Origin of the sequence: Thermocrinis ruber, assembly GCF_000512735.1 — a bacterium.
In the GTDB taxonomy this organism is placed as follows: domain Bacteria; phylum Aquificota; class Aquificia; order Aquificales; family Aquificaceae; genus Thermocrinis; species Thermocrinis ruber.
The window spans coordinates 490,607-515,872 of the sequence record NZ_CP007028.1; the positions used below are offsets into that span (position 1 = coordinate 490,607).

26 protein-coding genes and 1 tRNA gene are annotated in these 25,266 nt (G+C 45.4%); 20 read left to right on the forward strand and 7 right to left on the reverse strand.

What is annotated here, in order from left to right; translation table 11 throughout:
* Positions 1 to 5 precede the first annotated feature (5 nt).
* Positions 6 to 515, forward strand: a complete 510-nt coding sequence (locus THERU_RS02660; RefSeq protein ID WP_025305744.1) for a DUF29 domain-containing protein — start codon at positions 6 to 8, stop codon at positions 513 to 515.
* On the opposite strand, the gene THERU_RS02665 is transcribed toward THERU_RS02660, so the two are convergent.
* Both THERU_RS02665 and THERU_RS02670 read right to left on the reverse strand, forming a co-directional pair.
* Positions 512 to 2,023, reverse strand: a complete 1,512-nt coding sequence (locus THERU_RS02665; RefSeq protein WP_025305745.1) for an HD domain-containing protein — start codon at positions 2,021 to 2,023, stop codon at positions 512 to 514. The genes THERU_RS02660 and THERU_RS02665 overlap by 4 nt on opposite strands.
* A 44-nt stretch (positions 2,024 to 2,067) precedes the next feature.
* Positions 2,068 to 2,277, reverse strand: a complete 210-nt coding sequence (locus tag THERU_RS02670) for a cold-shock protein (protein WP_025305746.1) — start codon at positions 2,275 to 2,277, stop codon at positions 2,068 to 2,070.
* Between the two features lie 253 nt (positions 2,278 to 2,530).
* Between THERU_RS02670 and THERU_RS02675 the strand changes: the two genes are divergently transcribed.
* The 3 genes from THERU_RS02675 to THERU_RS02685 are packed head-to-tail and all read left to right on the forward strand — an operon-like array spanning position 2,531 to position 4,099.
* Entirely contained in the window at positions 2,531 to 2,851 is a 321-nt protein-coding gene (locus tag THERU_RS02675; protein WP_038532040.1) for a thioredoxin family protein, read from the forward strand.
* A complete protein-coding gene (locus tag THERU_RS02680) occupies positions 2,848 to 3,351 on the forward strand; it encodes an HIT family protein (RefSeq protein ID WP_025305747.1) in 504 nt (167 codons plus the stop codon). The genes THERU_RS02675 and THERU_RS02680 overlap by 4 nt, the downstream gene beginning before the upstream one ends.
* A complete protein-coding gene (locus tag THERU_RS02685) occupies positions 3,341 to 4,099 on the forward strand; it encodes an ABC transporter ATP-binding protein (RefSeq protein ID WP_025305748.1) in 759 nt (252 codons plus the stop codon). The genes THERU_RS02680 and THERU_RS02685 overlap by 11 nt, the downstream gene beginning before the upstream one ends.
* On the opposite strand, the gene leuA is transcribed toward THERU_RS02685, so the two are convergent.
* From leuA to THERU_RS02700, 3 genes are read right to left on the reverse strand one after another with little or no spacing between them, the layout of a single operon-like run.
* Entirely contained in the window at positions 4,096 to 5,655 is a 1,560-nt protein-coding gene (gene leuA / locus THERU_RS02690) for a 2-isopropylmalate synthase (protein ID WP_025305749.1), read from the reverse strand. The genes THERU_RS02685 and leuA overlap by 4 nt on opposite strands.
* A 53-nt stretch (positions 5,656 to 5,708) precedes the next feature.
* Positions 5,709 to 7,304 carry a hypothetical protein gene (locus THERU_RS02695; RefSeq protein WP_169727084.1) on the reverse strand — a complete coding sequence of 532 codons (1,596 nt, stop codon included), beginning with the start codon at positions 7,302 to 7,304 and terminating at the stop codon, positions 5,709 to 5,711.
* A complete protein-coding gene (locus THERU_RS02700) occupies positions 7,238 to 7,666 on the reverse strand; it encodes a hypothetical protein (protein WP_025305751.1) in 429 nt (142 codons plus the stop codon). The genes THERU_RS02695 and THERU_RS02700 overlap by 67 nt, the downstream gene beginning before the upstream one ends.
* 115 nt (positions 7,667 to 7,781) lie before the next feature.
* Here THERU_RS02700 and THERU_RS02705 point away from each other — a divergent pair, with 115 nt between their 5' ends.
* From THERU_RS02705 to THERU_RS08290, 8 genes are read left to right on the forward strand one after another with little or no spacing between them, the layout of a single operon-like run.
* Complete coding sequence (locus THERU_RS02705; RefSeq protein WP_038532043.1) at positions 7,782 to 8,894, forward strand: NAD(P)H-dependent flavin oxidoreductase; 1,113 nt, start codon at positions 7,782 to 7,784, stop codon at positions 8,892 to 8,894.
* 7 nt (positions 8,895 to 8,901) lie between these two features.
* On the forward strand, positions 8,902 to 9,918 hold the full coding sequence (gene alr, locus THERU_RS02710; protein ID WP_025305752.1) for an alanine racemase: 1,017 nt from the start codon (positions 8,902 to 8,904) through the stop codon (positions 9,916 to 9,918).
* 15 nt (positions 9,919 to 9,933) lie between these two features.
* Positions 9,934 to 11,040, forward strand: coding sequence for a pyridoxal phosphate-dependent aminotransferase (locus tag THERU_RS02715; protein ID WP_025305753.1), 1,107 nt, complete (start codon positions 9,934 to 9,936; stop codon positions 11,038 to 11,040).
* Positions 11,037 to 12,161 carry an aspartate aminotransferase family protein gene (locus THERU_RS02720; RefSeq protein WP_025305754.1) on the forward strand — a complete coding sequence of 375 codons (1,125 nt, stop codon included), beginning with the start codon at positions 11,037 to 11,039 and terminating at the stop codon, positions 12,159 to 12,161. Before THERU_RS02715 ends, THERU_RS02720 begins: the two co-directional genes overlap by 4 nt.
* Positions 12,161 to 12,628, forward strand: coding sequence for a 2-C-methyl-D-erythritol 2,4-cyclodiphosphate synthase (gene ispF, locus THERU_RS02725; RefSeq protein WP_025305755.1), 468 nt, complete (start codon positions 12,161 to 12,163; stop codon positions 12,626 to 12,628). Before THERU_RS02720 ends, ispF begins: the two co-directional genes overlap by 1 nt.
* 25 nt (positions 12,629 to 12,653) lie before the next feature.
* Positions 12,654 to 13,076, forward strand: coding sequence for a DUF2231 domain-containing protein (locus THERU_RS02730; protein ID WP_245565845.1), 423 nt, complete (start codon positions 12,654 to 12,656; stop codon positions 13,074 to 13,076).
* Positions 13,077 to 13,095: 19 nt separating this feature from the next.
* Positions 13,096 to 13,935: a diaminopimelate epimerase gene (gene dapF / locus THERU_RS02735; protein WP_025305757.1), complete on the forward strand. Its 840-nt coding sequence runs from the start codon at positions 13,096 to 13,098 to the stop codon at positions 13,933 to 13,935.
* A complete protein-coding gene (locus tag THERU_RS08290) occupies positions 13,929 to 15,392 on the forward strand; it encodes a GGDEF domain-containing protein (RefSeq protein ID WP_025305758.1) in 1,464 nt (487 codons plus the stop codon). Before dapF ends, THERU_RS08290 begins: the two co-directional genes overlap by 7 nt.
* Here THERU_RS08290 and THERU_RS02745 read toward each other — a convergent pair.
* Entirely contained in the window at positions 15,358 to 16,743 is a 1,386-nt protein-coding gene (locus THERU_RS02745) for an NAD(P)/FAD-dependent oxidoreductase (protein ID WP_025305759.1), read from the reverse strand. The two genes, THERU_RS08290 and THERU_RS02745, sit on opposite strands and share 35 nt — an antisense overlap.
* Before the next feature lie 20 nt (positions 16,744 to 16,763).
* Here THERU_RS02745 and THERU_RS02750 point away from each other — a divergent pair.
* Positions 16,764 to 16,837: transfer RNA gene (locus tag THERU_RS02750), tRNA-Met, on the forward strand.
* A 1-nt stretch (position 16,838) separates the two neighbouring features.
* Here the strand turns inward: THERU_RS02750 and THERU_RS02755 are convergent.
* A complete protein-coding gene (locus tag THERU_RS02755; RefSeq protein WP_025305760.1) occupies positions 16,839 to 18,557 on the reverse strand; it encodes an ATP-dependent DNA ligase in 1,719 nt (572 codons plus the stop codon).
* 17 nt (positions 18,558 to 18,574) lie between these two features.
* Between THERU_RS02755 and fabZ the strand changes: the two genes are divergently transcribed.
* The 7 genes from fabZ to THERU_RS02790 are packed head-to-tail and all read left to right on the forward strand — an operon-like array spanning position 18,575 to position 25,261.
* Complete coding sequence (gene fabZ, locus THERU_RS02760; protein ID WP_025305761.1) at positions 18,575 to 19,021, forward strand: 3-hydroxyacyl-ACP dehydratase FabZ; 447 nt, start codon at positions 18,575 to 18,577, stop codon at positions 19,019 to 19,021.
* Between the two features lie 16 nt (positions 19,022 to 19,037).
* Positions 19,038 to 19,922, forward strand: coding sequence for a KaiC domain-containing protein (locus THERU_RS02765; protein WP_025305762.1), 885 nt, complete (start codon positions 19,038 to 19,040; stop codon positions 19,920 to 19,922).
* A gap of 4 nt (positions 19,923 to 19,926) precedes the next feature.
* Entirely contained in the window at positions 19,927 to 20,592 is a 666-nt protein-coding gene (locus THERU_RS02770; RefSeq protein WP_025305763.1) for a bacterio-opsin activator, read from the forward strand.
* A 16-nt stretch (positions 20,593 to 20,608) separates the two neighbouring features.
* Complete coding sequence (gene gap, locus THERU_RS02775) at positions 20,609 to 21,607, forward strand: type I glyceraldehyde-3-phosphate dehydrogenase (RefSeq protein ID WP_025305764.1); 999 nt, start codon at positions 20,609 to 20,611, stop codon at positions 21,605 to 21,607.
* On the forward strand, positions 21,607 to 23,127 hold the full coding sequence (locus tag THERU_RS02780) for a YifB family Mg chelatase-like AAA ATPase (protein ID WP_025305765.1): 1,521 nt from the start codon (positions 21,607 to 21,609) through the stop codon (positions 23,125 to 23,127). The genes gap and THERU_RS02780 overlap by 1 nt, the downstream gene beginning before the upstream one ends.
* An 11-nt stretch (positions 23,128 to 23,138) precedes the next feature.
* On the forward strand, positions 23,139 to 24,473 hold the full coding sequence (gene accC / locus THERU_RS02785; RefSeq protein ID WP_025305766.1) for an acetyl-CoA carboxylase biotin carboxylase subunit: 1,335 nt from the start codon (positions 23,139 to 23,141) through the stop codon (positions 24,471 to 24,473).
* Positions 24,470 to 25,261 (forward strand): LpxI family protein, encoded by a 792-nt coding sequence (locus THERU_RS02790; protein ID WP_025305767.1) that lies wholly within the window; start codon positions 24,470 to 24,472, stop codon positions 25,259 to 25,261. The genes accC and THERU_RS02790 overlap by 4 nt, the downstream gene beginning before the upstream one ends.
* Positions 25,262 to 25,266: the final 5 nt, after the last annotated feature.

Genomic DNA, 25,266 nt, shown 5'->3' on the forward strand with positions numbered 1-25,266 from the left:
AAACCATGGAACTAAAGACCCAAAACCTAAAAGAGCTATACGAAAAGGACTTTTACCTTTGGGTTATGGAAAATCTGAAGCTTCTTAAAAACAGAGAATACGACCTTGTAGACTGGGAAAATCTCCTGGAGGAGATAGAGGATATGGCAAGGAGGGAACTAAAAAGCCTGATAAACCTTATGGCAGTTATAATGGAGCACCTCTACAAGTGGGAAAACTTCAGGGAGAAGGTTTATTGGGGTGACAGTTGGAAAAAGAGCATAAATAACGCAAGAAACGAGATCAAAAAGCTCTTTAAAGATACTCCTTCCCTCAGACAAAAGGCTGAGCAAAAAGAAAGCTTGGAAAAAGCTTGGCAATATGCGGTCATAAACCTTGTAGGTTGGTTTGAAGAGGCGGAGGACTTAGCCAAAAAATACTTTGGCAGACTTCCTACGGAGGAGGATTTCCCACAAAAGTGTCCATATACCTTTGAACAGGCGATGGAACACAGACCTTGGAGGAGGGAGTCTTAAAGCTTTTGAGATTTCACAAAGTTTATGGCTTCCTCTTTGGTCTTTACAATTCCTTCCCATTGGGCTTGCTCTAAAGCCCTTTTTATTTCCCCTACCTTTGGACCCGGACCTATTCCTAAAATCTCCATGATCTCATCTCCGGAGAGCAAAGGCTTAGTGGGTATTTTGCTAAGTTCCTTTCTTCTAAAATCCTCAAGCTCGTGGATGGTCTTCAAAAGCCAACTGATTTCCTCCTGATCGTCTCCGCTGGCAAAGGCATCCGCAATGGCGTGCAAAAAGAGCCAACCTGCAATGTCTCCGCAATCCCTCCAAAACTTTGCCTTTCCTCGGTTTGTAAGCTCACCCTTTTTAAAAGCTTCCCTCAGATAAAAAGGTCGCAGATGATGTTCCACCAACTTGGAAACAAACTGAATTGCATCATCCCCTAGTCTTAGCCTCTTGAGAATGTCCCTTGACATTTGGGCTCCCAATTTATCGTGATTGTAAAAGGTGGCTTTGCCATCCCTTAGCTCAAAGGTGTAGGGTTTGGCAATATCATGAAGAAGGGCAGAGAGCTTAAGGAGTTCCAGATCGGAGAATTCCCCCAAAAATTCTTTCTCTCCTATTCCTTTCAAAAGCTCTGCGGGCAAAAACCTTTCTCTTTCTTCCACCACTTGGTCTATAAACTCCATAATTCTCAGCATGTGCTCATCGAGGGGGTATTTGTGATGTTGCCCTTGGTTTGTGATCTCCTTCCATCTTTCCGTCTCTGGAATGATCTGCTGGAGCAGATTGTTTTCATAAAGTAGCCGAATAACCTTTCCGCCTTCTCTGTGCCGTAGAATTTTGAGCAGTTCTAAAGAGACCCTTTCCATGGGTGCCTTTTTTATAAGCTCCGCCTTTTTCTTGACAAAGTCCAAAAAGTCCTGAGTTAGATCCAACCTTTTCTCCACGCTGAGCCTAAAGCCCCTCAGCATTCTGACAGGGTCCTCTTCTAAGTTCTTCAAGGACACAGGTCTAAGGATGCCCTCCTGAAGGTCTTCCATACCATGGGCTGGATCATAGAGGATCGTTTGCTTGGCACCTATGCTAAGAACATCATCAATGCTAACGGCCATAGCGTTGGCGGTAAAGTCCCTTGAAAGAAGGTCCTCTATTAGAGCCTTCTCCACATCCTTTCCCTTTATTTGGGCAAAGTCAAACCTGTACTTATAAGGTGGAAGATTTATTATGACGGTGGCTATGGTGGGTCTTCTAAAAAGCCCCTTCTTTTCAAACTCAAAGTATGACCCTCCCACGAGCTTTGCAAAATCTGATGCCACCTTTAACGGGTCGCAGGTAAGCAGTAAGTCTATGTCTATCTTGTAGCCAACCGGTTCCCCAAGAACTCTGTCCCTTACCCATCCTCCCACAATAAAGCAGTAGCAATCTCTCGGTAAAACTCTGGCAAGATCGTCAAAGTAGGAAAGGTAAAAGTTCAAACCATGAAGGGTATGTTTTACACCCTTTTCAAACAAAATCTCTTCCATAAAAGAAAAAAATATATAAAGCCCCCCGAAGGGGGAAAGGTGTGTCAGGAAATTACTCTTACGTTCTTTGCCCTCGGTCCCTTTGCGTCTTGCTCCACCTCAAACTCCACCCTCTGACCTTCCTGAAGGGTTTTGAAACCTCTTTGCTGAATGGCGGAGAAGTGTACAAAGACATCTCCTTGATTGTCATCGCGGGTTATGAAGCCATAACCCTTTTCCTTGCTGAACCACTTAACGGTGCCTGTGAACTTCATGGTGCTAAAAACCTCCTACAAAAAATTTACTTAGAGCGGAACTACAGAAGGTTAGGCGCCCTCCCTTCCATAGAACAGCTCAATGCGTATAATTATAATCCCAAACAAAAAAAAGTGCAAGTTTTTTTTATCCCCCAAATGCAAAGCGGTGGTAGAATTCCAAAAGCCAAGGAACAAGTATGCTTACACATTCACAAACCATGAGTTCAATCATACAGGCTTTGGGATAAAATTACCTTTGGAGGTGTGGTAAATGTTTGAAGAGCTGACAGATAAGGATATATACGACAGGGCAATTTCTGCGGAAAAGCCTGCAGTGGTCATTTTCTACAAGCCCGGCTCGGAGAAAAATCAAGAGCTCTTTGACCTTCTTGCCAAGTTTAAGGCAATATACGGTGATAAGGTCAATTTCTTTGCTATGAACGCAGAAGAAAACACCACTCCCGAAGACTTGGGCATCTTTTACTTTCCGACGGTGCTCTACTTTAGGGACACCATGGAACTGGAAAGGCACGATTACATACCCACAGAGGAGGAAGTAGAAACCGCAATAAGGAGGCTTTTGAGGCTATGAACCTTCTGTGGGCTCCTTGGAGAAGTTCATATGTGGAAAAGATAGACCAAACTTCTGGGTGCTTTTTGTGTGATGCGGTCTCCCAACCGGAGGAAAAGCTGAGGGATCATTTGGTGTTATATAGAGGTAAAAAAGCCTTTGTGATATTTAACAAATATCCGTACAATGCAGGACATCTTATGGTCGCCCCCATAGAACACATAGGGAACTTTTGTCTTTTGGACCAAGAGACGGTTTTGGAAATTCACAGGCTAACGGTTGTCTCCATAAAGGCTTTGGAGGAAGTTATAAAGCCCCACGGCTTTAATCTTGGCTACAATTTGGGCAGGTCTGCGGGTGCGGGCTTAGAGAGTCACATTCATCTTCACATAGTCCCCAGATGGAACGGAGACACAAACTTTATGCCCACCATAGCCAAAACAAAGGTGATATCCCAAGACCTTTGGGAGCTTTACGACCGCATAAAGCCCACCTTTGAAAGGCTTATAAATGCTACTTGAGGTAAAAGACCTTTCCCTAAGCTACGGTGATAAAAGGGTTTTAAAGAATGTTAGCTTTTCCTTAAACAGAGGAGAAGTCCTGTGTATAGTGGGCGAATCGGGTTCAGGGAAGAGCTCCATTTTGCTGTCTATTATGGGTCTTTTGCCCAAGAACGCAAAGCTGAGCGGTAGCATCCTTTTGGAAGGAAAGGAACTTTTGAACCTACGGGAGGAAGAATACAGAAAGCTAAGAGGTAAAGAAATAGGCATAGTCTTTCAGGAACCCTCTCTGTATTTGGACCCTCTTTTTAAGGTAAAGGATCAGATCCTTGAGGCATACACCGCCCACTTCGGTAAAGCGGGGGGAGAGGAGAGGGTCGTAGAGGTGCTAAAAAAGGTTGGTGTGCAGGATGTGGAGAGGGTTATGAACTCTTACCCTCATCAGCTTTCTGGAGGACTAAAGCAAAGGGTTTGCATTGCCATTGCGGTGGTTTGCAACCCAAAGCTGGTGCTGGCGGACGAACCTACCACCGCTTTAGACTTAACCGTTCAAAGAAAGATCTTGGGACTTTTTACCCAGTTGAAGGAGGAGGGAAAGGGCATTATTTTGGTAACCCACGATTTTGGAGTGGTGGCTGAGGTGGCAGACAGGGTTTTGGTTTTAAAAGAGGGAGAGGTGGTGGAGGAGGGCGATGTGGTTTCTATCTTTGATGCACCAAAAAGCCCATACACAAGAGCTCTGCTTTCTGCCACATACCTTAAAGCTTAAACGGTGCCCTCCTCTCTAACTCTCTGCCTTGAGAGGATGTAGTTCTTTCTTAGAATAGCCCTATTGAGGGCATCCACAAAGCCCTGCACACTTGCCTTTATCACATCCACATCCACACCTCTTCCGGAGGACTTAATACCATCAAGTTCTATCACAAGCCTTGATTCCGCTTGGGCGTCCGTGTTGGGCGTTAGGGCTTTTATGGAAAAATCCAAGAGTTTGGGCTCTATACCCAGTGCTTTTTGTATTGCCTTTATTACAGCATCCACAGGACCGTTTCCGGTGGAAGTGGCTGTTCTTTCTTCTCCCATGTAAGAGAGTACCACCGTTGCAGTAGGAAGTAGCTTGTCTCCCGTTTGAACCTGATAGTGTAGGACCTTCACCGGCTCTTCCTCTTCTATTTTCATAACCTCCTCGTAGATGATCGCCTCCAAGTCTTCCTCGTACACCTCTTTCTTCTTGTCCGCAAGGGCTTTGAACTTTTCAAAGATTTTGTCTATTTCCTCCTCCGAGAGCTCATAGCCCATTTCCTTTAGCTTGCTTTTAAGGGCATGCCTGCCGGAGTGTTTTCCGAGCACTATGCGTGTAGATGGAAAGCCTACATCCTCTGGGCTCATGATCTCATAGGTTAATGGATTAGAGAGCACTCCGTGCTGGTGAATGCCCGATTCGTGGGCAAAGGCATTGTCTCCAACCACCGCCTTATTGGGTGGCACAAAGCTCCCAGTGATCCGGCAAAGTAGCCGGCTGGTTTTATAGAGTTCTTTGGTGTTTATGTTGGTGTACAGCCCACCAAAGAAGTCCTTTCTTACCTTCAGAGCCATCACTATCTCTTCCAGTGCTGCGTTGCCAGCCCTCTCCCCTATACCGTTTATAGTGCATTCTACCTGCCTTGCCCCGTGCTTTATAGCCATCAGAGAGTTTGCCACCGCCATACCAAGGTCATCGTGGCAATGGACGCTAATTATAGCTTTGTCTATGTTTGGCACATTGTTGCGAATATCCTCTATGAGCTGGGCAAACTCTTCTGGCACCGCATAGCCCACCGTGTCCGGTATGTTTATAACAGTGGCACCCGCCTTTATTGCCCTTTCTATGATCCTATACAAAAACTCCCTCTGACTGCGCGTAGCATCTTCGCAGGAAAACTCCACATCGTCGGTAAATCTTCTGGCAAAGGCAACCGCTTTCTCTGCCCTCTCAAGCACCTCTTCAGGAGGTAGCCTTAGCTTGTATTTCATATGAATTTCAGAGGTGGCAATAAAGGTGTGTATTCTTTTCCTTTCTGCCCCCTCAAGGGCTTGTGCTGCAAGTTCAATGTCCTTTTCCAAAGCCCTTGCCAAGGAACATATCACAGGTCCTTTGACCTCTTCCGCAATAAGCTTAACCGCCTCAAAGTCCCCCTTAGAGGCCGCCGCAAAGCCCGCCTCTATTACATCAACCCCAAGCCTTGCCAACTGAAGTGCCATCTGGAGCTTTTCCTCCGTAGTCATAGAAAAACCCGGTGCCTGCTCTCCATCCCTAAGGGTGGTGTCAAAAATATAAACTCTCTCCATTCCGTTTCCTCCTAACTATTGATAATAATTCTCATTTAGCAAAAAGTCAAGGGTTAGGGAAGATTGGGATTTTTTCGTCGGTTATTATCAAGTAAGTCATCTGTTATTATCAAGTAAGCTATGCTGTCATCGTCTAAACCTTCTACCGAGTTTATCAAATTAGGTATGTCAGATATATCATAGACTTCTAAAATGTCTCCTACACGAGCACAAATTTTTGATTTCAAATTTTTTACCGCCTTTTTATTACCACTTTTTGCTTCTATTAAGCATATAAAGAGTTGTTTTCCTGTGGTTAAACCAAGAATTAAACCATCAACTTCCATAAGTTGATCTCCAGAGTGTACAGAATATGCAATTAGATTTGATATTGTCATACAAAGAATATCTTTTCCTTTTATTGACTCATCATTTTTAAGTTTTTCAACAACCTTAGACTTTGCCTCTAATTCTTTCTTTACGCTTTTGCTTGTTCCATTATGCTTTTTGTTAAATTCTGAAATGATATTGTTCTCGTAAAACTTAATGACATCGTCCGCGAAACCTATAACCGCATCAGGGAAATTGAAGTAGCTCCTAAGAAATGAAGTATGATCCCATTCCCATCTTACATCTTTACTATTAAAGAAGAGTTTCAGTGCCTGTTCTATGTATTTCTTAGCTATTTTTTCTATCACATCCCTTTTATGCTCTATATAACCCGCCCCATTATATTTATCCTTTATACACTTTAGGAACTTTTTAACCATATTAAACGATTTTTCAAATGCTGTTATTGAACTTCGCTTATCAGACCTGGAGTTGTATTGAATCACATAGAAGTTCAGAGGTGTTTTCCAAACTACTCTATAGTAGTTTGAATTTGAATTTATTTTTACTAATCGGGCTTTGCCCAGCCTCTTTTTAAATTGTTCACTAAGGTCCTCGTCTTCAAACTCAAACCTCATAATAGGTACGCATTTACTTTTGCTCTTCACATCGTTCTTGACTTCTTTTATAATATCTTTTATCAACTCATCGTAAATTTTATTAACAAAATCACAATTACAGATATCTATACCATTTTTCAAATCTTCTATTTTCGTTTTTAATTTTTCCTTCAAATATTCGTAGTATAGGCTCTGTATTGCCAAGACTTTCTCGTTTAAGTACACGCTTTTATACAACTGTCTGTAAAGAAATTTTAATGTATTAGAAATTTCAGTTTCACCGAAAACTATGCTACGTATAAGTTCTGGATTATCAAATAGCAATACAGGGGAAAGGTTAAGCCCGGATGGAGTATAGAATGAGTCCAAAACAAGAAAAGCAATGTTTCTTACAGTACGATATAAGCTTTTTAGGTAGGGTAAATTATTTTTTTCCACTTTATCAGAAAAGTCATCAACAATATATCTTTCAAACATCTGCTTATATACTTCTTCAAACCAGATTTTGTCTTCTTTATTTATTTTGTCCTTATTCTTTTTATACAAACAATCAAACCTCAAATAAGCTAAGATTTGATAAAAATGGCTATAATCACAGAATTTAAATATTTCTTTGGCTCTCTTCTTTATTTTTTCTCTATCAATGTTTTCTATCAATCTTGTATAAAGTTTTTCTTCAAAAAAAACTCTAACAGGATCCTTTCCGTGAAAAATGTCCACTCCAAGTGCCCGATATTAAATAATAACGCCCAGCATTTGATTAGATCTTTCCCTTTTACCTCCTTTTCTCCAGCCTTAAGTTTAAACTTTACATTTGATGCATGAATTTCATCTACTTTTTGATCCCATTGGTCTATCAAAGCAAAAATTAAGGCAATGTAGTCAAACCTTGAATGTCTTGCTCCGTCAATAACCTCCCTCACAATACCCAGATGGTCTAAGTTCTTTAATCTGTCAATTTCTCCAACTTCATCTAAAAAATCGTATAGGGTTTTCACAGGTTTTGCCTTTTCTATGTTCAGATTGTAAATACCAATGCCGGGTATAAAGTAGTGCGTGGAGTTATCCTCCAAGTATCCCATTACTCAAATTTTAACTCAATCTCATAGGGTGTAGTTTTTTAAACACTGCTATATTATTTTGCTTTATCCACCCCCGTGGGTTAAATTAATAAGCAAAACTTTTGCGAGGTGGTCCATGAGTTTAAAGCCTTTGAAACTCAGAAATAAAGTGTTAGAAGTTCCCATAATACAAGGTGGTATGGGTGTTGGTCTTTCTTGGGAGAAGCTGGCGGGTGCTGTGGCAAGGGAAGGTGCTATGGGTGTTATTTCTGCGGTGGGCACAGGTTATAGGTTTCCGGAGCTTGTCAAGAGGGATAAGTTTGGGCGTCCTATAGGTTCTGTATACACCCACAGCAAAGAGGCTTTAACTTTGATGATCCAAAAAGCCAAAGAGATTTCTCAAGGTAGGGGTGCTATAGGGGTAAATATTTTGTATGCTATAACGGATTATGGGCGTGTGCTTAGGGATGCAATAGAAGCGGGGGCGGATGCCATAATAACCGGCGCGGGATTGCCTTTGAAAATGCCAGAATACGCAGAGGGTGCGGATGTTGCCCTTATTCCCATAGTTTCCTCTGCAAGGGCTCTTAATCTGATATGCCGGACATGGGAGAAGAGATACAAAAGGCTACCGGATGCGGTGATTTTGGAGGGTCCCAAGTCTGGAGGGCATCAGGGTTTTAAGTACGAAGAGTGCTTTATGCCTGAGTATCAGTTGGAAAATCTGTTTCCTTCAGTTCTTGAGGAAGCCCAAAGGTGGGGTGGAATTCCCGTCATAGTTGCGGGAGGAATTTGGAGCTACCAAGACATCCTTTGGTATATGGAGAGGGGTGCGAGCGGTGTTCAAATAGCAACTCGTTTTATAGCCACCGTAGAGTGCGACGCACCGGATATATACAAGGAAATTTTGCTGAAGGCGGAAGAGGATGACATCATACTCTTTAAGTCTCCTGTGGGTTATCCACTGAGGGTGGTAAAGACGCCCTTTGTGGAAAGGCTGTTGCTTGGGTATAACGGATGGAACGGTTGTGTTTCCCACTGCGTGGTGCCTTGCAACAAAGGAGAGGAGGCGAAAAAGGTGGGATTTTGCATTGCGGACAGGCTGGGTGCGGCGTGGCTTGGAGATTATGAGGAAGGCATATTCATAAGCGGTGCTAACGGTCATCTTTTGAAAAAGCAGTGCATAATAACCGTCAAAGAGCTCATTGAAATTCTTACAGGAAAAAGGGAGGACCCTACTTTAAAATAAAAGCTTAATGTCCCGGAGCGTCCTCCTGATAGACAAGGAAGCTTTATTTCATAACGTAAGGAGTCTTTATCAGTTTTCCGGCAAGCCCATCATAGCGGTTGTCAAATCTGATGCCTACGGCGTGGGAGTAAAGTATATTGCAAGCCTTTTGGAGTCTTTAAGGGAGGTGGAGTTTTTGGCGGTTGCCTGCGTGGAGGAGGGCATTGAATTGAGAAAATTAGGGGTAAAAAAGCCCATCCTAATCTTGGGTGGAGTGCTAAAGGGTGAAGGAAAAGCTTTGGTGGATTATAAGCTAACACCGGTTATATCCCACAGGGAACACTTGCGGGCGGTGGAGGGGCTAAAAGTTCCTTTACATCTCAAGTTTGACACGGGTATGGGAAGGCTCGGTTTTTTGGATGAGTTTGTAGAGGACCCAAGGGTAGAGGGTTTGCTAACACACCTTTCCTCTCCCGCAGACGAGGAGTTTTCCAAAAGGCAGATAGAAGTTTTCAAAAAAATCCTTGAAAGATACAAAGGAATAAAGTATGTGCACTTGGAAAGCTCGGCGGGACTGATCTACAGAGTGCCCTTTGCTACCCACATAAGGGTCGGTCTTGCCCTGTATGGAGAAAAGCCTTTGCCTAACTATCCCATTGAATTGAAGCCAGTCCTCACTTTGAGGGCAAGGCTAATATCCGTTAAAAATCTTCCCAAGGGACATCCTATATCCTACTCAAGGAGCTATATCCTTGAAAGGGACACCTTGGTGGGTGTGGTTGCCTTTGGTTATGCGGACGGGCTCATGAAGAGCCTTTCCAACAGGGGCGTCCTTTATTACCAAGGAAAGCCCGTAAAAATACTCGGCAACATCACTATGGATATGACCATCGTGGATTTGGGCGGAACACAGCCAAAGGTAGGAGATTGGGTAGATATAGTTTGTCAGAGGCAGAGCTTTACAGATTTAGCCAAACTGGCGGGAACCATACCCTACGAGCTTATGTGCAATCTTTCAAAGAGAATAAAAAGAAGGGTTTTATAATTTTTGAACCCAACCATGCGAAAAGAACTGAGCCCTTTCATAGTAATGGACATTCTAAAGTTAGCCCAAGAAATTCCCGATGTTGTGCATTTGGAAATTGGAGAGCCAGACTTGGAGCCACCACCGGGTGTAATAGAACGTTTAAATTGGGCTGTCTCAAAGGGACTCTTTAACTACACTCCAAGCCTTGGGCTGTGGGAACTCAGAGAAAGGATTGCCAAACATTACAGGGACTATTACGGAGTTGATATAGACCCAAACCGGGTGGTTATTACCACCGGCACATCCTCTGCCTTCTTGGTAGCCTACTCCATACTCTTTGACATTGGAGAGAGGGTAGCCCTAGCAGACCCATCTTATCCTTGCTACAAGAACTTTGCCCATCTTTTGGGTGTGGAGCCCGTCTTTATCAATGTTGATGAAAGCACAAACTATCAGATCACACCAGAGCACTTGGAAGGTTTGGACATTAAGGGTGTTCATATCTCTTCTCCATCAAACCCAACGGGCACCCTCTACGATGAGGAAAACCTCAAAGCCCTGTGTGAATACTGCAAGGAAAGGAACATATACTTAATATCCGATGAGATATACCATGGGCTTGTTTATGAAGGAAAGGAGAGAACTGCTCTTGAGTTTTGGGACAGGGCTATTGTTATAAATGGCTTTTCTAAGTTTTTCTGTATGCCCGGTTTTAGGGTGGGATGGATGATCCTACCAGAGGACCTCATAAGAAGGGCGGAGGTAGTCATGCAAAACATCTATATCTGCGCTCCAACCCTCAGCCAGTATTCCGCCTTGGGTGCCTTTGATTACGATTACCTTTCAAAGGTCAAAGAGACCTTCAAAAGACGCAGGGACCTGCTATACGAGGGCATAAAGGATATACTGCCTATAAAGGGAAAACCCAGTGGTGCCTTTTACCTTTGGGCGGACATCAGCGAATACTCCCAAGATGCTTACGAGTTCTGCCTTGAGGTTCTAAAAGGGGCAAAGGTAGCCCTCACACCGGGCATAGACTTTGGAAAAAACCAAACCAATCACTTTGTAAGGCTGGCTTACACTCGTAGAGAGGAAGAGCTAAAGGAAGCAATAAACAGATTAAGGGAGTTTCTCTCATGAGCTTTCTGATGGACACTTACAAAAGGCTTCCTGTATCTTTTGTGCGCGGAGAGGGAGTTTATCTTTACGATGAAGAGGGTAAAAGGTACTTGGACTTGGTGGGTGGAGTGGCGGTGAATGTGCTGGGACACTCGGACCCAGACCTTGTAAGGGCACTGTGTGAGCAGGCACACAAACTTTGGCATGTTTCTAACCTTTACCAGAACCCTTGGCAGGAGGAAACTGCAAAGCTGTTGGTGGAGCAGTTTGGTGAGCCTGCAAAGGTCTTTTTCTGCAACAGTGGTGCAGAGGCAAACGAGGGGGCCATAAAGCTGGCAAGAAGGTACTTCTGGGAGAAGGGAGAAAAAAGATACAGAATTATAACCTTTAAAAACTCCTTTCACGGAAGGACCTTTGGGGCAATGTCCGCCACAGCCCAGGAGAAAATCCATAAGGGGTTTGAACCACTGCTTGATGGTTTTGATTATGCAGAACTCAACGATATAAAATCTGTGGAAAGGCTTCTGAGGAAAGAAACTGCGGGCATAATGCTTGAGGTGATCCAGGGGGAAGGGGGCATAAACGAGGCGGAGGGCGAGTTTTTGGTAAAGGTGGAGGAACTCTGCAGAAGAGAGGGGCTACTTCTTATAGTGGATGAGGTTCAAACGGGCTTAGGAAGGACGGGTAAGTTCTATGGCTATCAGCACTTTGGCATAAAGCCAGACATTATAACCTTAGCAAAGGGTCTTGGTGGTGGCTTTCCCATAGGCTGTGTGATTGCAAGGGAGGAGGTAGCCCAAGCCTTTAAGCCCGGAAGTCATGGTTCTACCTTTGGGGGCAATGCTTTAGCCTGCGCCTGTGCAAAGGTGGTAATAGAAAAGGTTTTAAAGCTCTTGGACCATGTGGAAGAGGTGGGAAACTACTTCAAAGAAAGGCTCAGACCCTTTGGAAGGGTAAAGGGAAGGGGGTTGATGCTGGGGCTTGAGAGGGAGGAAAACTGTCAAGAGGTGGTTTTAAAAGCCTTAGAAAGAGGACTGCTCATAAACTGCACCGCGGAAAGGGTCATAAGGTTTGTTCCACCTTTGATAATCCAAAAGGAACATGTGGATTTTGCCATAGAGGTGCTGAGGGAGATTTTGTGATGTTCCGGGTAGGCTTTGGCTTTGACGCCCATCCCTTTGAGGAGGGCAAACCTTTAATTTTAGCGGGTGTGCGCGTAGATTTCCCAAAGGGGCTAAGGGGACACTCGGACGGAGATGTGGTCCTGCACTCTATCACAGACGCCCTTCTGTCTGCGATCGGAGAACAGGACATAGGACAACTCTTTCCAGACACAGACCCAAGGTGGAAGAACGCAGACTCTGCCATCTTTTTAAAGACCGCATTAGAAAAATTGCACCAAAAGGGCTACCGCATAGTCAATGTGGACTGCACCTTGGTGGCAAACCAACCAAAGATCGCACCCATCAAAGAAAGGCTCATAGAGAACTTAGCCAAGCTTTTGGGTGTGGAAAGGGAGCAGGTTTCCCTAAAGGGCAAGAGAAGGGAAGGGTTTTGCCAAGAGGAGGGAATAGCCTGTTTCTGTGTGGTTTTGGTGCAAAGGTATTAAGATTTTAATAAGGAGGTGAGGTAAGATGGAAGCAATAGACCTTATAAAGGTTCATCCGCCGGTGGTCCATTTTGCCATAGCCCTGCCCGTTGCCCTTTTGGTGATAGACCTTTACTACAGGTTTAAAAAAATCCAGCCCGACGGACTGCACGCCCTCATCACCTACCTGAGCGTTCTTGCGGTGGTAGGAGGCACTATTTCAGGCATCATAGCCCACGAGCCAATAGAAGATATTCTCCATCATGCACCAGCCTTTGAAATTCACGAGTATCTTGGTTTATCCCTGACGCCTCTCTTTTTGGCTTTGGGTGTTGTAAGGTTTTTGATGGACAAAAAACCCGCCTTTAGAAATGTATTTACTGTTCTTTTGGTGCTTTTGGTGATCCTGCTTTTCTATCAGGGGTTTTTGGGAGGAAAGATAGTTTATGAGCATCTAATAAAGCTTTGATCTTTGCTAAAATTTTTTCATGCGTTTTGCCAAGCTTCAGGGTTCGGGCAATGACTTTGTGGTCATAGACAACAGAGATGGAAAAGTTGAAGAGTTTTTAAGGTCTTTGAACCTTGATATTAAAGAGTTTGTAAAAAAGGTTTGTGCCTTTCATACGGGAGTTGGGGCAGATGGGCTAATACTGATAGAGAACCCGGAGAATCCAGAGAACCACTTTAAGTGGCAATTTTTCAACTCGGACGGGTCTGTGGCAGAAATGTGCGGTAATGGTTCTCGCTGTGCGGTTAGGTTTGCCTTTGATGAGGGGATAGTGGGCAAAGAGGTGCGCTTTGAAACCTTGGCGGGGGTTATAAGGGCTTACGTTCTGGACGGTGGAAAGAGAATAAAGGTCCAGCTTACACCACCTAAAGATTACAGAGAGGTCTCCTTGAGCTTGGACACACAGAGTATAGAAGGATACTTTATAAACACGGGCGTGCCACACTTTGTGGCAGTAGTAAACGACCTTGAAAAAATTGATGTGATAAAGCTTGGCAGGGCAATAAGGTTCCATCCTGAGTTCCAACCTAAGGGTACAAACGTGAATTTTATAGAGCGGGAAGGAGATGATGCCATAAGAATAAGAACATACGAAAGGGGCGTGGAGGGAGAGACCTTAGCCTGCGGGACAGGTGCCACCGCCTCCGCCATAGTAGCCTACAAAAAGGGTATTGTCTCAAAGAAACCCGTGCGAGTTCTAACCAAAGGTGGAGAGGTCCTTGCCATAGACTTTGACAACGATTTCAGGGAAGTTTTCCTTGAAGGTGGGGTTGTCAGAGTCTTTGATGGCTTTTTGAGGAGAGAACTCTTTGAATGTTAAAAAGAAGGGTCTTACTCAGGATAATTGTATCTTTTTTAATAACCTTTTTACCCACAGTAGCCTTTCTTTTCTTTATTTTTCAAAGAATAAGCCAACACAGCTTAATCAAGGAAAGGGACTTTCTGTATAACAACCTAAACAGTTTGCTTGAGCATAAGCTTAAGGATCTTGAACTTGTTAGCGCTTTGCCAAAGCCACCAGAGAATAAATACTACATAGCCTTTAGGATTAATGGCAACTGCACTGGCGGACCTTACTATTGGCTCACCACCGATTCAATTTATTACGGGAAAAATACTTCAATAGGCAACGAATGCTGGTTTTTGGGAGTAAATTTTGTGGAATTGTTGGAGGTAATAAGGAAGTTTAATAGTGTAGAGTGGGTAATTTTGTACAACAGGTACTATGTAGAAGAACTTCCTAAGGAATTTTTGGACAGATTTGTAAAAGGCAAGATATTCAAGGATAACTATGTCATCGCGGGCATGTCAAAACAGGATGTTTTAGATGTTCCCCTTGATACAAGGGGCTATGCGGTGTATGGTAAGTTATGGAACAAAAACTTGGTGGTAGAGTTCCCTCTCTCGGATAGGAAAGGATTTCCTATGGGAAAGGTGCTTTTTATAAAGGATGTCTCCCAAATATACATAAGTTTCTATGTGCTTATGGGTATTCTTAGTGTTTATTCTTTTGCACTTTCCCTTTTGTCTTTTCTACTCCTCTATTTATTCTCTGAAAATTTGGTGAACAGAATAGTAAAGCTTCAGAAGTTATCCAGCGGGATCAAAGAGGGGAATTTTTCAGGAATTGAGCTTTTGAAGACTGACAAGCCGAAGGATGAGCTTGACCATTTAAGGAATAACTTAGTGGATACAGCCCTTACCATAGGTAGGTTGCTTTCGGAGCTTGAGGAGAAAAACAGAGAGCTTCAGGAACTGGCTTATTACGATCCACTCACCGGTTTGCCAAACAGAAGGTTTTTCTTTGAACACGCAAGCCTTATCTTTGAAGAGGTAAAGAGATACGAAAAACCCCTTTCCCTTTTGGTTATGGACATAGACCATTTCAAGAAGATCAACGACACCTATGGGCATGATGTTGGAGATTTGGTTTTGAAGACCTTTGCGAGTGTGCTCAGAGGTATAGTAAGAAAATCGGACATATGCGCAAGGTTTGGCGGAGAGGAGTTTGTGGTTCTGCTTCCCAACACGGAGTTGGAGGGGGCAAAGGTTTTGGCGGAAAGGATAAGGACAGCAGTTGCCAAAAACCCGGTAGAGCATGGTTCTATTGTAATCGTATTTACGGTGAGCATAGGCATCTCTCAATACAGGAAGGGTATGCAGAGTATAGATGAGCTTATAAAGGAGGCGGACATTGCCCTCTATTGGGCAAAGGAGGGAGGAAGAAACAGAGTGGAGGTCTTCATTCCCGATGAAACAGTGGAAGCTCAAACTTAGGATTTCCTAAGCTTCTTAGCATGCCCCTTTTGATAACCTCTATGACCTCCGAGGAAAAGGTCCTATCCTTCTGCTTTATGAAGTGATGGAAAAGCACGCCACTGGCTTCTAAGCCCAAACCTCTGTTGTTTAGAAACGCCTTAGCGTCTAAGCCCTTAAGGAAGGGATTAGCTTGGTTTAGTCTTCTTTTGGTTGGTCTTCCCACAAACTGATAGCCATAGACCTCACCTTCTTTTAGAAATACCTTAATCAAGTACTCTTCGTATTCAAAAACCAAGGATTCTTCCGCATCCTCAAAGAGCCCTCCACTGCCCGCGGGCACCGAGCGTGTCTTTACCGCGTTGTAATCTACAAGACCTGAGTGCTTTACCTTTAAGCCTGCCATGTTGTAGCCCGCTACCGCACCACCCTGCTGGGCTGGAGGAAACAGGGCAATCCATCTTTGCCTACCCCAAGCATCAATGCCCGAGCATATGTCCCCGGCTGCATACACATCCGGGTCTGAGGTTCTTTGATATTCATCCACAAGGATACCACCCACCACCCTACCACGGACCTCATCTATGTGAAGCTTTATGTCTGTGTTGGCAACCAAGTGGGTTCTCGGTCTAACGCCGGTGGAGAGGATCACCAAATCTGCCCTCAAGAACTTCTTCCTGTCGCTCCCGTTTTGAACTATCTCCACCGCCTCCACCCACCCATCCTCTCCATGAATTGCCACAACCTGATGGTTCAGATAAAACTCTATACCCTCCTCCCTCTGCAGGACTTCCATGTACCTGTGCGCCATGTATTTGTCCAACATCCTAGGAAGAACTCGGTCAAAGAACTCCACCACTGCAACTTCTAAACCCATGCTTCTTAGCGTCTCCGCATCCTCTACCCCTATGGGACCAGCTCCCACGATCACAACCCTTTTAACCTTTCCAGAGAGCACAAGATCTCTGATCCTTTTGGCATCGTCCAAATTCTTCGCGGTGGTTACACCTCCCAATTCCCTTCCGGGTATGGGTGGAATAAAGGCGCTGGCACCCGCCGCAAGCAGGCACTTATCGTAGGGAATTTCCTCCCCGCCCTTGACGATCACCACCTTTCTTTTGTTATCAATACCCACCACCTCCTTGTTTGGTCTGAAATCCACCTTGTAGCGCTCGTAAAACTCAAAGCCACCCTTGTAAAAGAGGGCAGACTCTGAAATGTCCCCCCGGATCACATTCTCCATACAGTTGGGTGCGTAGGTAGGGTAAGGTTCATCAGACAGCACAATGATTTCCGAGTCCTGATCCACTTGTCTGAAGGCTTCTATGGCAGAGGCGGAGGCTGGACCGTTGCCCACTATTACAACTCGCATTATATAATATTAATATAGCAGGCGGCGTAGCTCAGCTGGTTAGAGCGGAGATCTCATAAGTCTCAGGTCGGAGGTTCGAGTCCTCCCGCCGCCACTTACTCCTCAATCTTAACCTTCCTTTGCATCTGGAACATTCTCAGCACCTCTTCCACCGTGGTAGCATCCTCTGGCAGTTTGTCTGCCCTGACAAAGCTAACAGCCCTTGGAAATCGGAGGGCGTATCCGGGACCATCGCCTACCTTCCCGGCAGTATGCAAAGGTGAGCGGGTGATCTCGTCCGCAGAGACGGTTATAACATACCTTGGTTCTACCCACACGTCGGGAGTTATAAGAGAATCAACCCTCGCGTGCCTGTGTTCTAACTTTATGTGGTCTAACATTTCCTTTAGCCTGACCCATTCTTCTTCTGTGAAACCCGAGCCTACCTTAGAGATAGTTTTAAAGGTGTCTGTGGAAGGGTCATAGACCGCGGTAAGCAGAGCACCTATTCCAAGTTTGCTCCTTGCACCCCTTCCGTAAAAGTAGCCCACGATCACCAGGTCCAAGGTGTCCGCCAACTGTCCTTTATAGCTCCTCTTTAGCTTTACCCAGTTAAAGTTTCTTGAACCTGCTGTGTATGGCGCATCAAGCCTTTTGCCCATAATACCCTCAAGTCCTCTAACTATGGCATCCTCAAAGAAATCCTCTACCTCCTTTGCCGAGTCCACGATTTTGAGCTCCGAAAGCTCCAGAGTATTACCGGGAACTATTAACTCCTCCAACTTTTTCCTTCTTTCTATGAAGGGCTTGACCGTATAGTCCTCCCCTTCCAAATACAGCAGGTCAAAGCAAAAGAGCTTTAGTGGGTACTCCTTGGCAAACTCATAAACATCATACTTTCTCTTTCTTTGAATGGTAATCTGAAAGGGATAGAACTCTCCCGTCTGCTCATTAACCGCCAACGCCTCACCCTCTAAGATAATTTTTTCTATCGGAAGTTCTCCAATGGCAGACTTTATCTCAGGAAACATATCCGTCATGGGCTCCAGATTGCGAGAATAGATATACACCTCCTTACCCTTTTTGTGGACTTGCAGTCTAAAGCCATCATACTTTGCCTCTATGGCGCACCTTCCAAGCCTTCTGATTAACTCCTCTGCATCTGCAACCCTCTCCGCCAGAGCCATCCGAACAGGGTATCCGGGCTCTATCTTAAACTCCAAAAGTCCATCCTTTCCTTTTTCCACCAGTGTGCGGGCCACAAGACCAAGGTCCGAGCACAGATTGTATGCCCTTTCCACTAAATCTTTGTAAGACCTACTTCCCAAGAGCAATGCCAATGCTTCTATGATAGTTGCTGTGCCCACTCCCAAACGAAGGTTTCCTACAATGATCCTTAGTGCAAACTTTGCCTCAATGCCAGATAATGCTTTAAGAAGGTTTATAAGAAGCATAACCTTATCTAAGGTTCCCCTTGCCCTGGCTATTGCCATCAGCTCATCATAGACCTGCGAAAGGCTAAGCCCCCTTCCTTCCCTCTTTATGACCTCCATAGCAACCATTCCCACATCACCAAATCTTTTATAGATCTGCTGTATTTGGGCTAACCTAATACCCACCGCCTTTGAAAGGGCTTCTAGGGCTAACTTTTCCGAAACTCCAAACTCCAAACCTACAAAGGAGGGCACCAATTCTCCCATAGTGAGATAGACAAGCTTTCCAATCTCTTCTTTATCAGCCTTTGAAAAAAGCTCATAAAGTAGCTCGGACATTTCAAGCCGGCTGGTGGTCTCCTCAAGCTTCTGAAAGAATTGGGCAACTTCTAAGAATTTCACCCTTATAATTTTATCCGATGGACATACTGGAAATAATGCAAATCCTCCCCCACAGATATCCCTTACTGCTCGTGGATAGAATTTTGGAGATAGAACTGGGAAAAAGGATAGTAGGATTAAAAAACGTGTCCATAAACGAGCCCTACTTTCAAGGGCATTTTCCGGGCTTTCCCCTCATGCCGGGTGTTTACATCCTTGAAGCTTTGGCACAGGTGGGTGGAATTTTGATGATCAAGTCTTTGAACTTGGAGATCGGCAAATACGCCGTAGTTTTTGCGGGCATAGATGACGCCCGGTTCAAAAAGCCCGTCTATCCGGGTGATCAACTTATCCTTGAGTTGGAAGCGATCGCCCTCAAAAAGAGCCTTTCAAAGATGAAAGGCACTGCCAAGGTGGATAACCAAGTGGTGGCAGAGGCGATCCTTTATGCGTCCGCAAGAGAACTTTCACAACTGAAAAAATAGTGTTATATTTTTACGTATGGCAGAGTTTGAAGAAAGAGAAGAAATAAGGAGGGAAGAGGTAGAGCCGGACCTTTCGGCGGTATATACGGGCTCCCAAGCTATAGCAAAAGCTCCGGAGATCTACGGAGTAGCAACCGGCATAGAGGGTTTAGATGACCTCTTTTTCATAGTAAAGCAGGTAGGCAAAAAGTTGGAAAAGGTCTCCCTAAAAGGCATACCAGCCTATTCTGTTATGAACCTTACGGGGGTTTCCGACACGGGCAAGTCTCTGATGGCAGAGCAGTTTACCGTTTTCCGTGCCAGCAGAGGGGATAGAGTTGCCTTTGTAACCGTTGAATCTCCCGCCAATTTTGTGTCTGCATCCCTAAAGCTTAGGGCAATGGCTATGGGTTTGGACTTTGACCAATTCCAGGATAACATAATCCTCATAGACGCTGCATCCTCCACAAGAATCAGGGAAAATGTGCCAGACCTTTTGGCAACCTTAGCCTACGTTATAAAGAACTACAAGGTCAAATTTACCGTGATAGACTCTGTGACGGGTTTATTTGAGAACAAGGAGATGATGGCGAGGGCTGTTGTTAGACGGCTATACAACTTTATGAAAAAGTGGTATCAAACTGCGATCTTCGTGTCTCAAAAGAGAAGCGGTCATGAGGAGCTAACCGCGGAGGCAGCTGGAGGCTACGCGGTAGGGCATATAGTGGATGGCACAATGGTCTTGGCAAAGGAGCTTATAGACTCTCCCTACAAGGCAAAGATGTATAAAAAGAGCGTAGGAGATATAGTTAGGCTCTTTAGGATAGATGGGTGTAGAATGTCTGGGCACGATACAAGAACCCACTTCCTTGAGATCACAGAAACAGGCTTGGTTAGAATAAAAGAACCCATAGGAGGTTAAAGCCATGGTAATTGAAATCACAGGAGTGCCAACAAGTGAAGCAGGCGCAGACCTTGAACAGCTTGTTACGAGGGTCTTCTTTAAGGCCATCGACCTTTTGGGTGGTCTGAGCAAGCTTACCGAATTCAGGACTCTTACATGGCTACCCAGCTTGGCAAGGGCAGCCTATGTGGTGGTTTTGAGGGAGGAATATCTGCGCACCGAGGAGGAGATAGCCCAAAAGGTAGGACTCACCAAAAACACAGTTAGGAGTATTCTAAGGGCAGACCCAACCTTGGCAATGGAAAAAATTCAAAAGCTTGAGGAGTTGGCAAAGGAAGAGCTGAAGGAGATGAAGGTGCATACCGCGGGAGGTATTGCAAAGCTTGCCTACAAGATGGTTAAGGAGGGCAACGAGGCTGAAATCCTCAGCCACTTTTGCACCGTTGTGGCAGAAGAGGTGGCAAGAGCCCTTGACATTCCTTGGGCTTATGCGGTGCTGAAGCACCTAAGGGGCGTGAAGTTTCCCATTCAAGATAGCCAAGTGCTAAAGGAAAGGCTAAAGGGTGTAAAGATAAAAACCTATCCCGCTGAGGAGGTGGTGGATAAACTTCCATACCCAATAAGAACACCAGCAGTTCTGTTGCACGAGATAAAGCTTGCAATTTCTGCACTTGAGGAACAGAAGTAATTTATAATTAAACCCTATGGTAAAAGTTGCCATAAACGGCTTTGGTAGGATAGGAAGATCCTTTTTGAAGGCATGCCTGCAGAAGGAAGGCATTGAAGTTGTAGCCATCAACGACCTGACGGACACAAAAACCTTAGCCCATCTCTTTAAATACGACTCGGTGCACGGGGTCTTCAAGGGAGAGGTGTACGCAAAGGATGACGCCTTGGTGGTAAATGGAAAAGAGATAAAGGTGTTCTCCCAGAAGGACCCAGCTTTGATCCCTTGGGGTGAGGTTGGGGCGGAGATCGTTGTGGAATGCACAGGAGCCTTTACATCAAGGGAAAAAGCGGTCCTGCACCTGAGGGATACGGTAAAGAGGGTAATAGTATCCGCACCCGCAAAGGATCCGGACATCACCATAGTGCTCGGAGTTAATCATCACAAGTATGACCCCGAAAGGCACTTTATAATTTCCAACGCAAGCTGCACCACCAACTGCTTGGCTCCCTTGGTGAAGGTCCTTCATGAGAACTTTGGCATAAAGAAGGGCTACATGGTTACCGTGCACGCATACACCAACGACCAGAGGGTTTTAGACCTGCCACATAAAGACCTCAGAAGGGCAAGGGCTGCGGCGATAAATATTATTCCCACCACCACGGGCGCTGCAAAGGCGATAGGAGAAGTGATCCCAGAGCTAAAGGGTAAGCTTGACGGCACCGCAAGGAGGGTGCCTGTGGCGGATGGTTCCCTTGTGGACCTGACCGTGGTAGTAGAAAGACCCCCAGCCAGTGTGGAGGAAGTCAACGAAGCCTTTAAAAAGGCTGCGGAAGGAGAGCTAAAAGGCATACTTCAGTACACGGAGGACCCGATAGTATCCCAAGACATAGTGGGCAACGAACACTCTGCTATATTTGACGCTGGACTAACTCAGGTGATAGAAGATATGGTTCATGTGGGTGCATGGTATGACAACGAGTGGGGTTATTCTTGCAGGCTGAGGGATTTGGTGCTGTACATAGCCAATAGATAATGTTCTGCCGAATAAGGAGCGGAGGGGTTATTGGTATTGACGGTTTTTTGGTGGATGTAGAAATAGACTTCTCTCCAGGGCTTCCTCAGTTTAACATAGTGGGACTACCAGACAAAGCCATAAACGAGGCAAAGGACAGGGTTAGGTCTGCCTTAAAGAACGTGGGCTTTCAACTGCCTTCCAAAAGGATCACCGTAAATTTGGCACCCTCCCACCTGAAAAAGCAGGGAACTTTATACGACCTTCCCATTGCGGTGGGTATTTTAAAGCTATCGGGAGTTTTGGATGTGGACGAGGAGACGGTCTTTCTGGGAGAGCTCTCTTTGGACGGAAAGGTAAATCCGGTCAGTGGCGTCCTTCCCATTGTTTTATCCTTAAAGGAGAAGGGCTTTAGAAGGTTTGTGGTGCCAAAGGCGAACGCAAAAGAGGGTGCCATCGTTCAAGGTGCAGAGGTTTACGGTGTTGAGTCCTTAAACCAGCTCATAGCCTTTTTGAGAGGAGAGAAGGAGTTAAAGCCAGAGGAGGTGGACCTTAACGAGCTCTTTTCAAAAGCCTTTGATTACAGCATAGACCTTGCGGACGTAAAAGGACAGTATGAGGCAAAAAAGGCTCTGGAGATCTCCGCAGCGGGCATGCACAACTTACTGCTGATCGGTCCTCCGGGGGCAGGAAAAAGCATGCTCGCCAAAAGGATCGTAACCATCTTGCCTCCTCTGTCTTTGGAGGAAGCCTTAGAGGTTAGCAAAATATACAGCGTGGCGGGTATGCTCAAGGAGCCTCTGATGGTTCAAAGACCCTTCCGGGCACCTCATTACACAGCCTCAGAGGTGGCGTTGATAGGTGGCGGTAGCAATCCAACGCCCGGGGAGATCTCCTTAGCCCACCGGGGAGTGCTCTTTTTGGACGAAATGGTGGAGTTTAACCGTAAAACCTTGGAAGCCCTCAGGCAACCCATAGAGGACGGCTACGTTAGCATATCAAGGGTGGGTGGCAGGGTAACCTTTCCCTCCAACTTCATCTTGGTGGGTGCCACAAACCCATGCCCCTGTGGAAACTACCGAAATCCCTACAAGGCATGCGTATGTTCTCCTGCCCAAATAAGGGCTTATCAGTCCAAGCTCTCGGGACCCATCTTAGACCGTATAGACCTAAAGGTATGGGTGGAGCCAGTGGAGGTCCAAGAACTGGTAAATCCAAGCCCGGGCGAGAGCTCCAAAGAGGTCAGGGAGAGGGTTATGAGGGCATACCAAATTCAGAGGGAGAGGTTTAAAAACTCCAGGACCAAGTTCAACGGACAGATGACAGAAAAGGAGATAGAAAAGTACTGCATCTTAACGCCAAAGGCAAAGGAACTTTTGGAGAGGGCTATGGACAAGTTTCATTTGAGCGGAAGGTCTTACGCAAGGCTTTTAAAGGTTTCAAGAACCATCGCAGACTTGGAGGGGGAAGAGCAAATAAAGGAACATCACATAGCACAGGCAATCCAGTATAGAATTGAGGACAAGCTTGAAAGCATGTAAAATTTAATTTGATGCTCAAGAAGATTCTCATAGCAAACCGAGGGGAGATCGCAGTCCGGGTTATAAGGACTTGCAAAGAGATGGGCATAAGAACGGTGGCAGTCTATTCGGAGGCGGACAGAGACTCCATGCACGTAAAGTTGGCAGATGAGAGCATATGCATAGGACCACCGGAGCCCCTAAAAAGCTACCTTGATATTCCAAGGCTCATGGCGGCGGTGGAGGTTTCCTCTGCGGAGGGGGTGCATCCGGGTTATGGCTTTCTTTCGGAGAACCCCAAGTTTGCCCAGATCGTAGAAGCGAGCGGAAAGGTGTTCATTGGACCCTCAGCAGAGACCTTGGAACTTATAGGAGACAAGATAAAAGCAAAAGAGGTTGCCAAAAAGGTAGGCATCCCATTGGTGCCGGGGAGCGACGGACCAGTAGATTTTCAAAAAGCCTTGGAAATTGCCAGAGAAATCAAGTATCCAGTGGTTATAAAGTCTGCAGCTGGCGGGGGTGGAAGAGGCATAAGGGTGGTGTATGATGAGAGGGAGCTGAGGGAAAAACTGCCATTGGCTATGCAGGAGGCAAAGTCTGCCTTTGGCGACGAGAGGGTCTATGTGGAAAAGTACATAGTGAACCCCAAGCACATAGAGGTTCAAGTTCTTGCAGACAGGTACGGCAATGTTATAGCCTTGGGCGAGAGGGAGTGTTCTATACAGAGGAGATATCAAAAACTGGTGGAAGAGGCACCCAGCGCCAGCATCTCGGAAAAACAGAGGAAATACCTGGAGGAGCTTGCCATAGCCTTCTGCAAAGAGATCAACTATGTGGGTGCGGGCACTGTGGAGTTTTTGATGGACCAGGAGGGCAACTTTTACTTTATGGAAATGAACGGAAGAATACAGGTGGAACATCCTGTCACAGAAATTATCACGGGCATAGACATAGTGCGGGAACAAATAAGAATAGCAAGCGGTGAAAAGCTCAGCATAAAAAAGGTGGAAAGGAGAGGCTACGCGATAGAATTCAGGATCAACGCGGAGGACCCAAACACCTTTTTACCTTCTCCGGGTAGGGTAGATAGACTCTTCCTCCCGGGCGGATTGGGCATCAGAGTAGATACCCACATTTACTGCGGATACAAGATCCCTCCCTTTTATGATTCACTCATTGCCAAGCTTATAGTTTGGGGCAAAAGCAGGGAGGAAGCCATAGACCGAGCCAAAAGGGCTCTGGAGGAGTTTATCATAGAGGGGGAAGGTCTGAAAACCAACATAGATTTTCACAAAAGGCTCCTTAACACCAGGGAGTTTAAAATGGCAAAGCACCATGTAAAGTTTTTAGAGGAGATGATGTTGTGAAGATCTGCTTGGTGGCAGGTTCTGGTAGTCTTCCCAATGCCTTTGTAAAAAAGGCAAAAGAGTTGGGGGATGAGGTCTTTGTGGTAGGCGTTAAAGGCATTACATCCATAGAAGCAAACGCCTATTTGCCCCTTGGAAAGGTGGGCACATTGGTAAAGCTTTTAGAAAAGCACCACATAAACAAGCTCGTCCTGCTTGGAAAGTTTGAACACAAACTGCTCTTTTCCCACCTTTTGACCTTAGATAGCTTAGCTTTAAAGATCCTCAAAAGGGCAAAGGACAGACGTGCCCAGAGTTTAATAAGGGCACTGATGGATGAATTGGAGGAGATGGGCTTTGAATTCATAGACCCAAAGCCCTATTTGGAGGAACTTTTGGCGGGCGGGGGCACATTGAACAGCCTTGAGCCCTCAAGCCAAGCCATGGAAGACGGACTTTTTGGCTTTCCCATAGCAAAGGAGATCGCCCAGTTGGATGTGGGACAGACCATCGTAGTAAAGGAGGGAACGGTGGTAAGCGTGGAGGCGATGGAGGGCACCCAGGAAACTATCTACAGGGCTGGCAAACTGGCGGGCAAGGGCTGTAGGGTTATAAAGGTGGCAAGAAAAAACCAAGACTTTAGGATAGATGTTCCCACCGTGGGCTTAGATACCTTAGAAGCCCTAAGGCAGATAAAGGCAGACGCCCTCTTTTTGGAGGCGGGCAAAGTCTACATTGTGGATAAGGACAAATTTTTAAAGCTTGCGGACAAGTATAAAATTTCTGTGGTGGGATTACCCATTACATAGAGGAA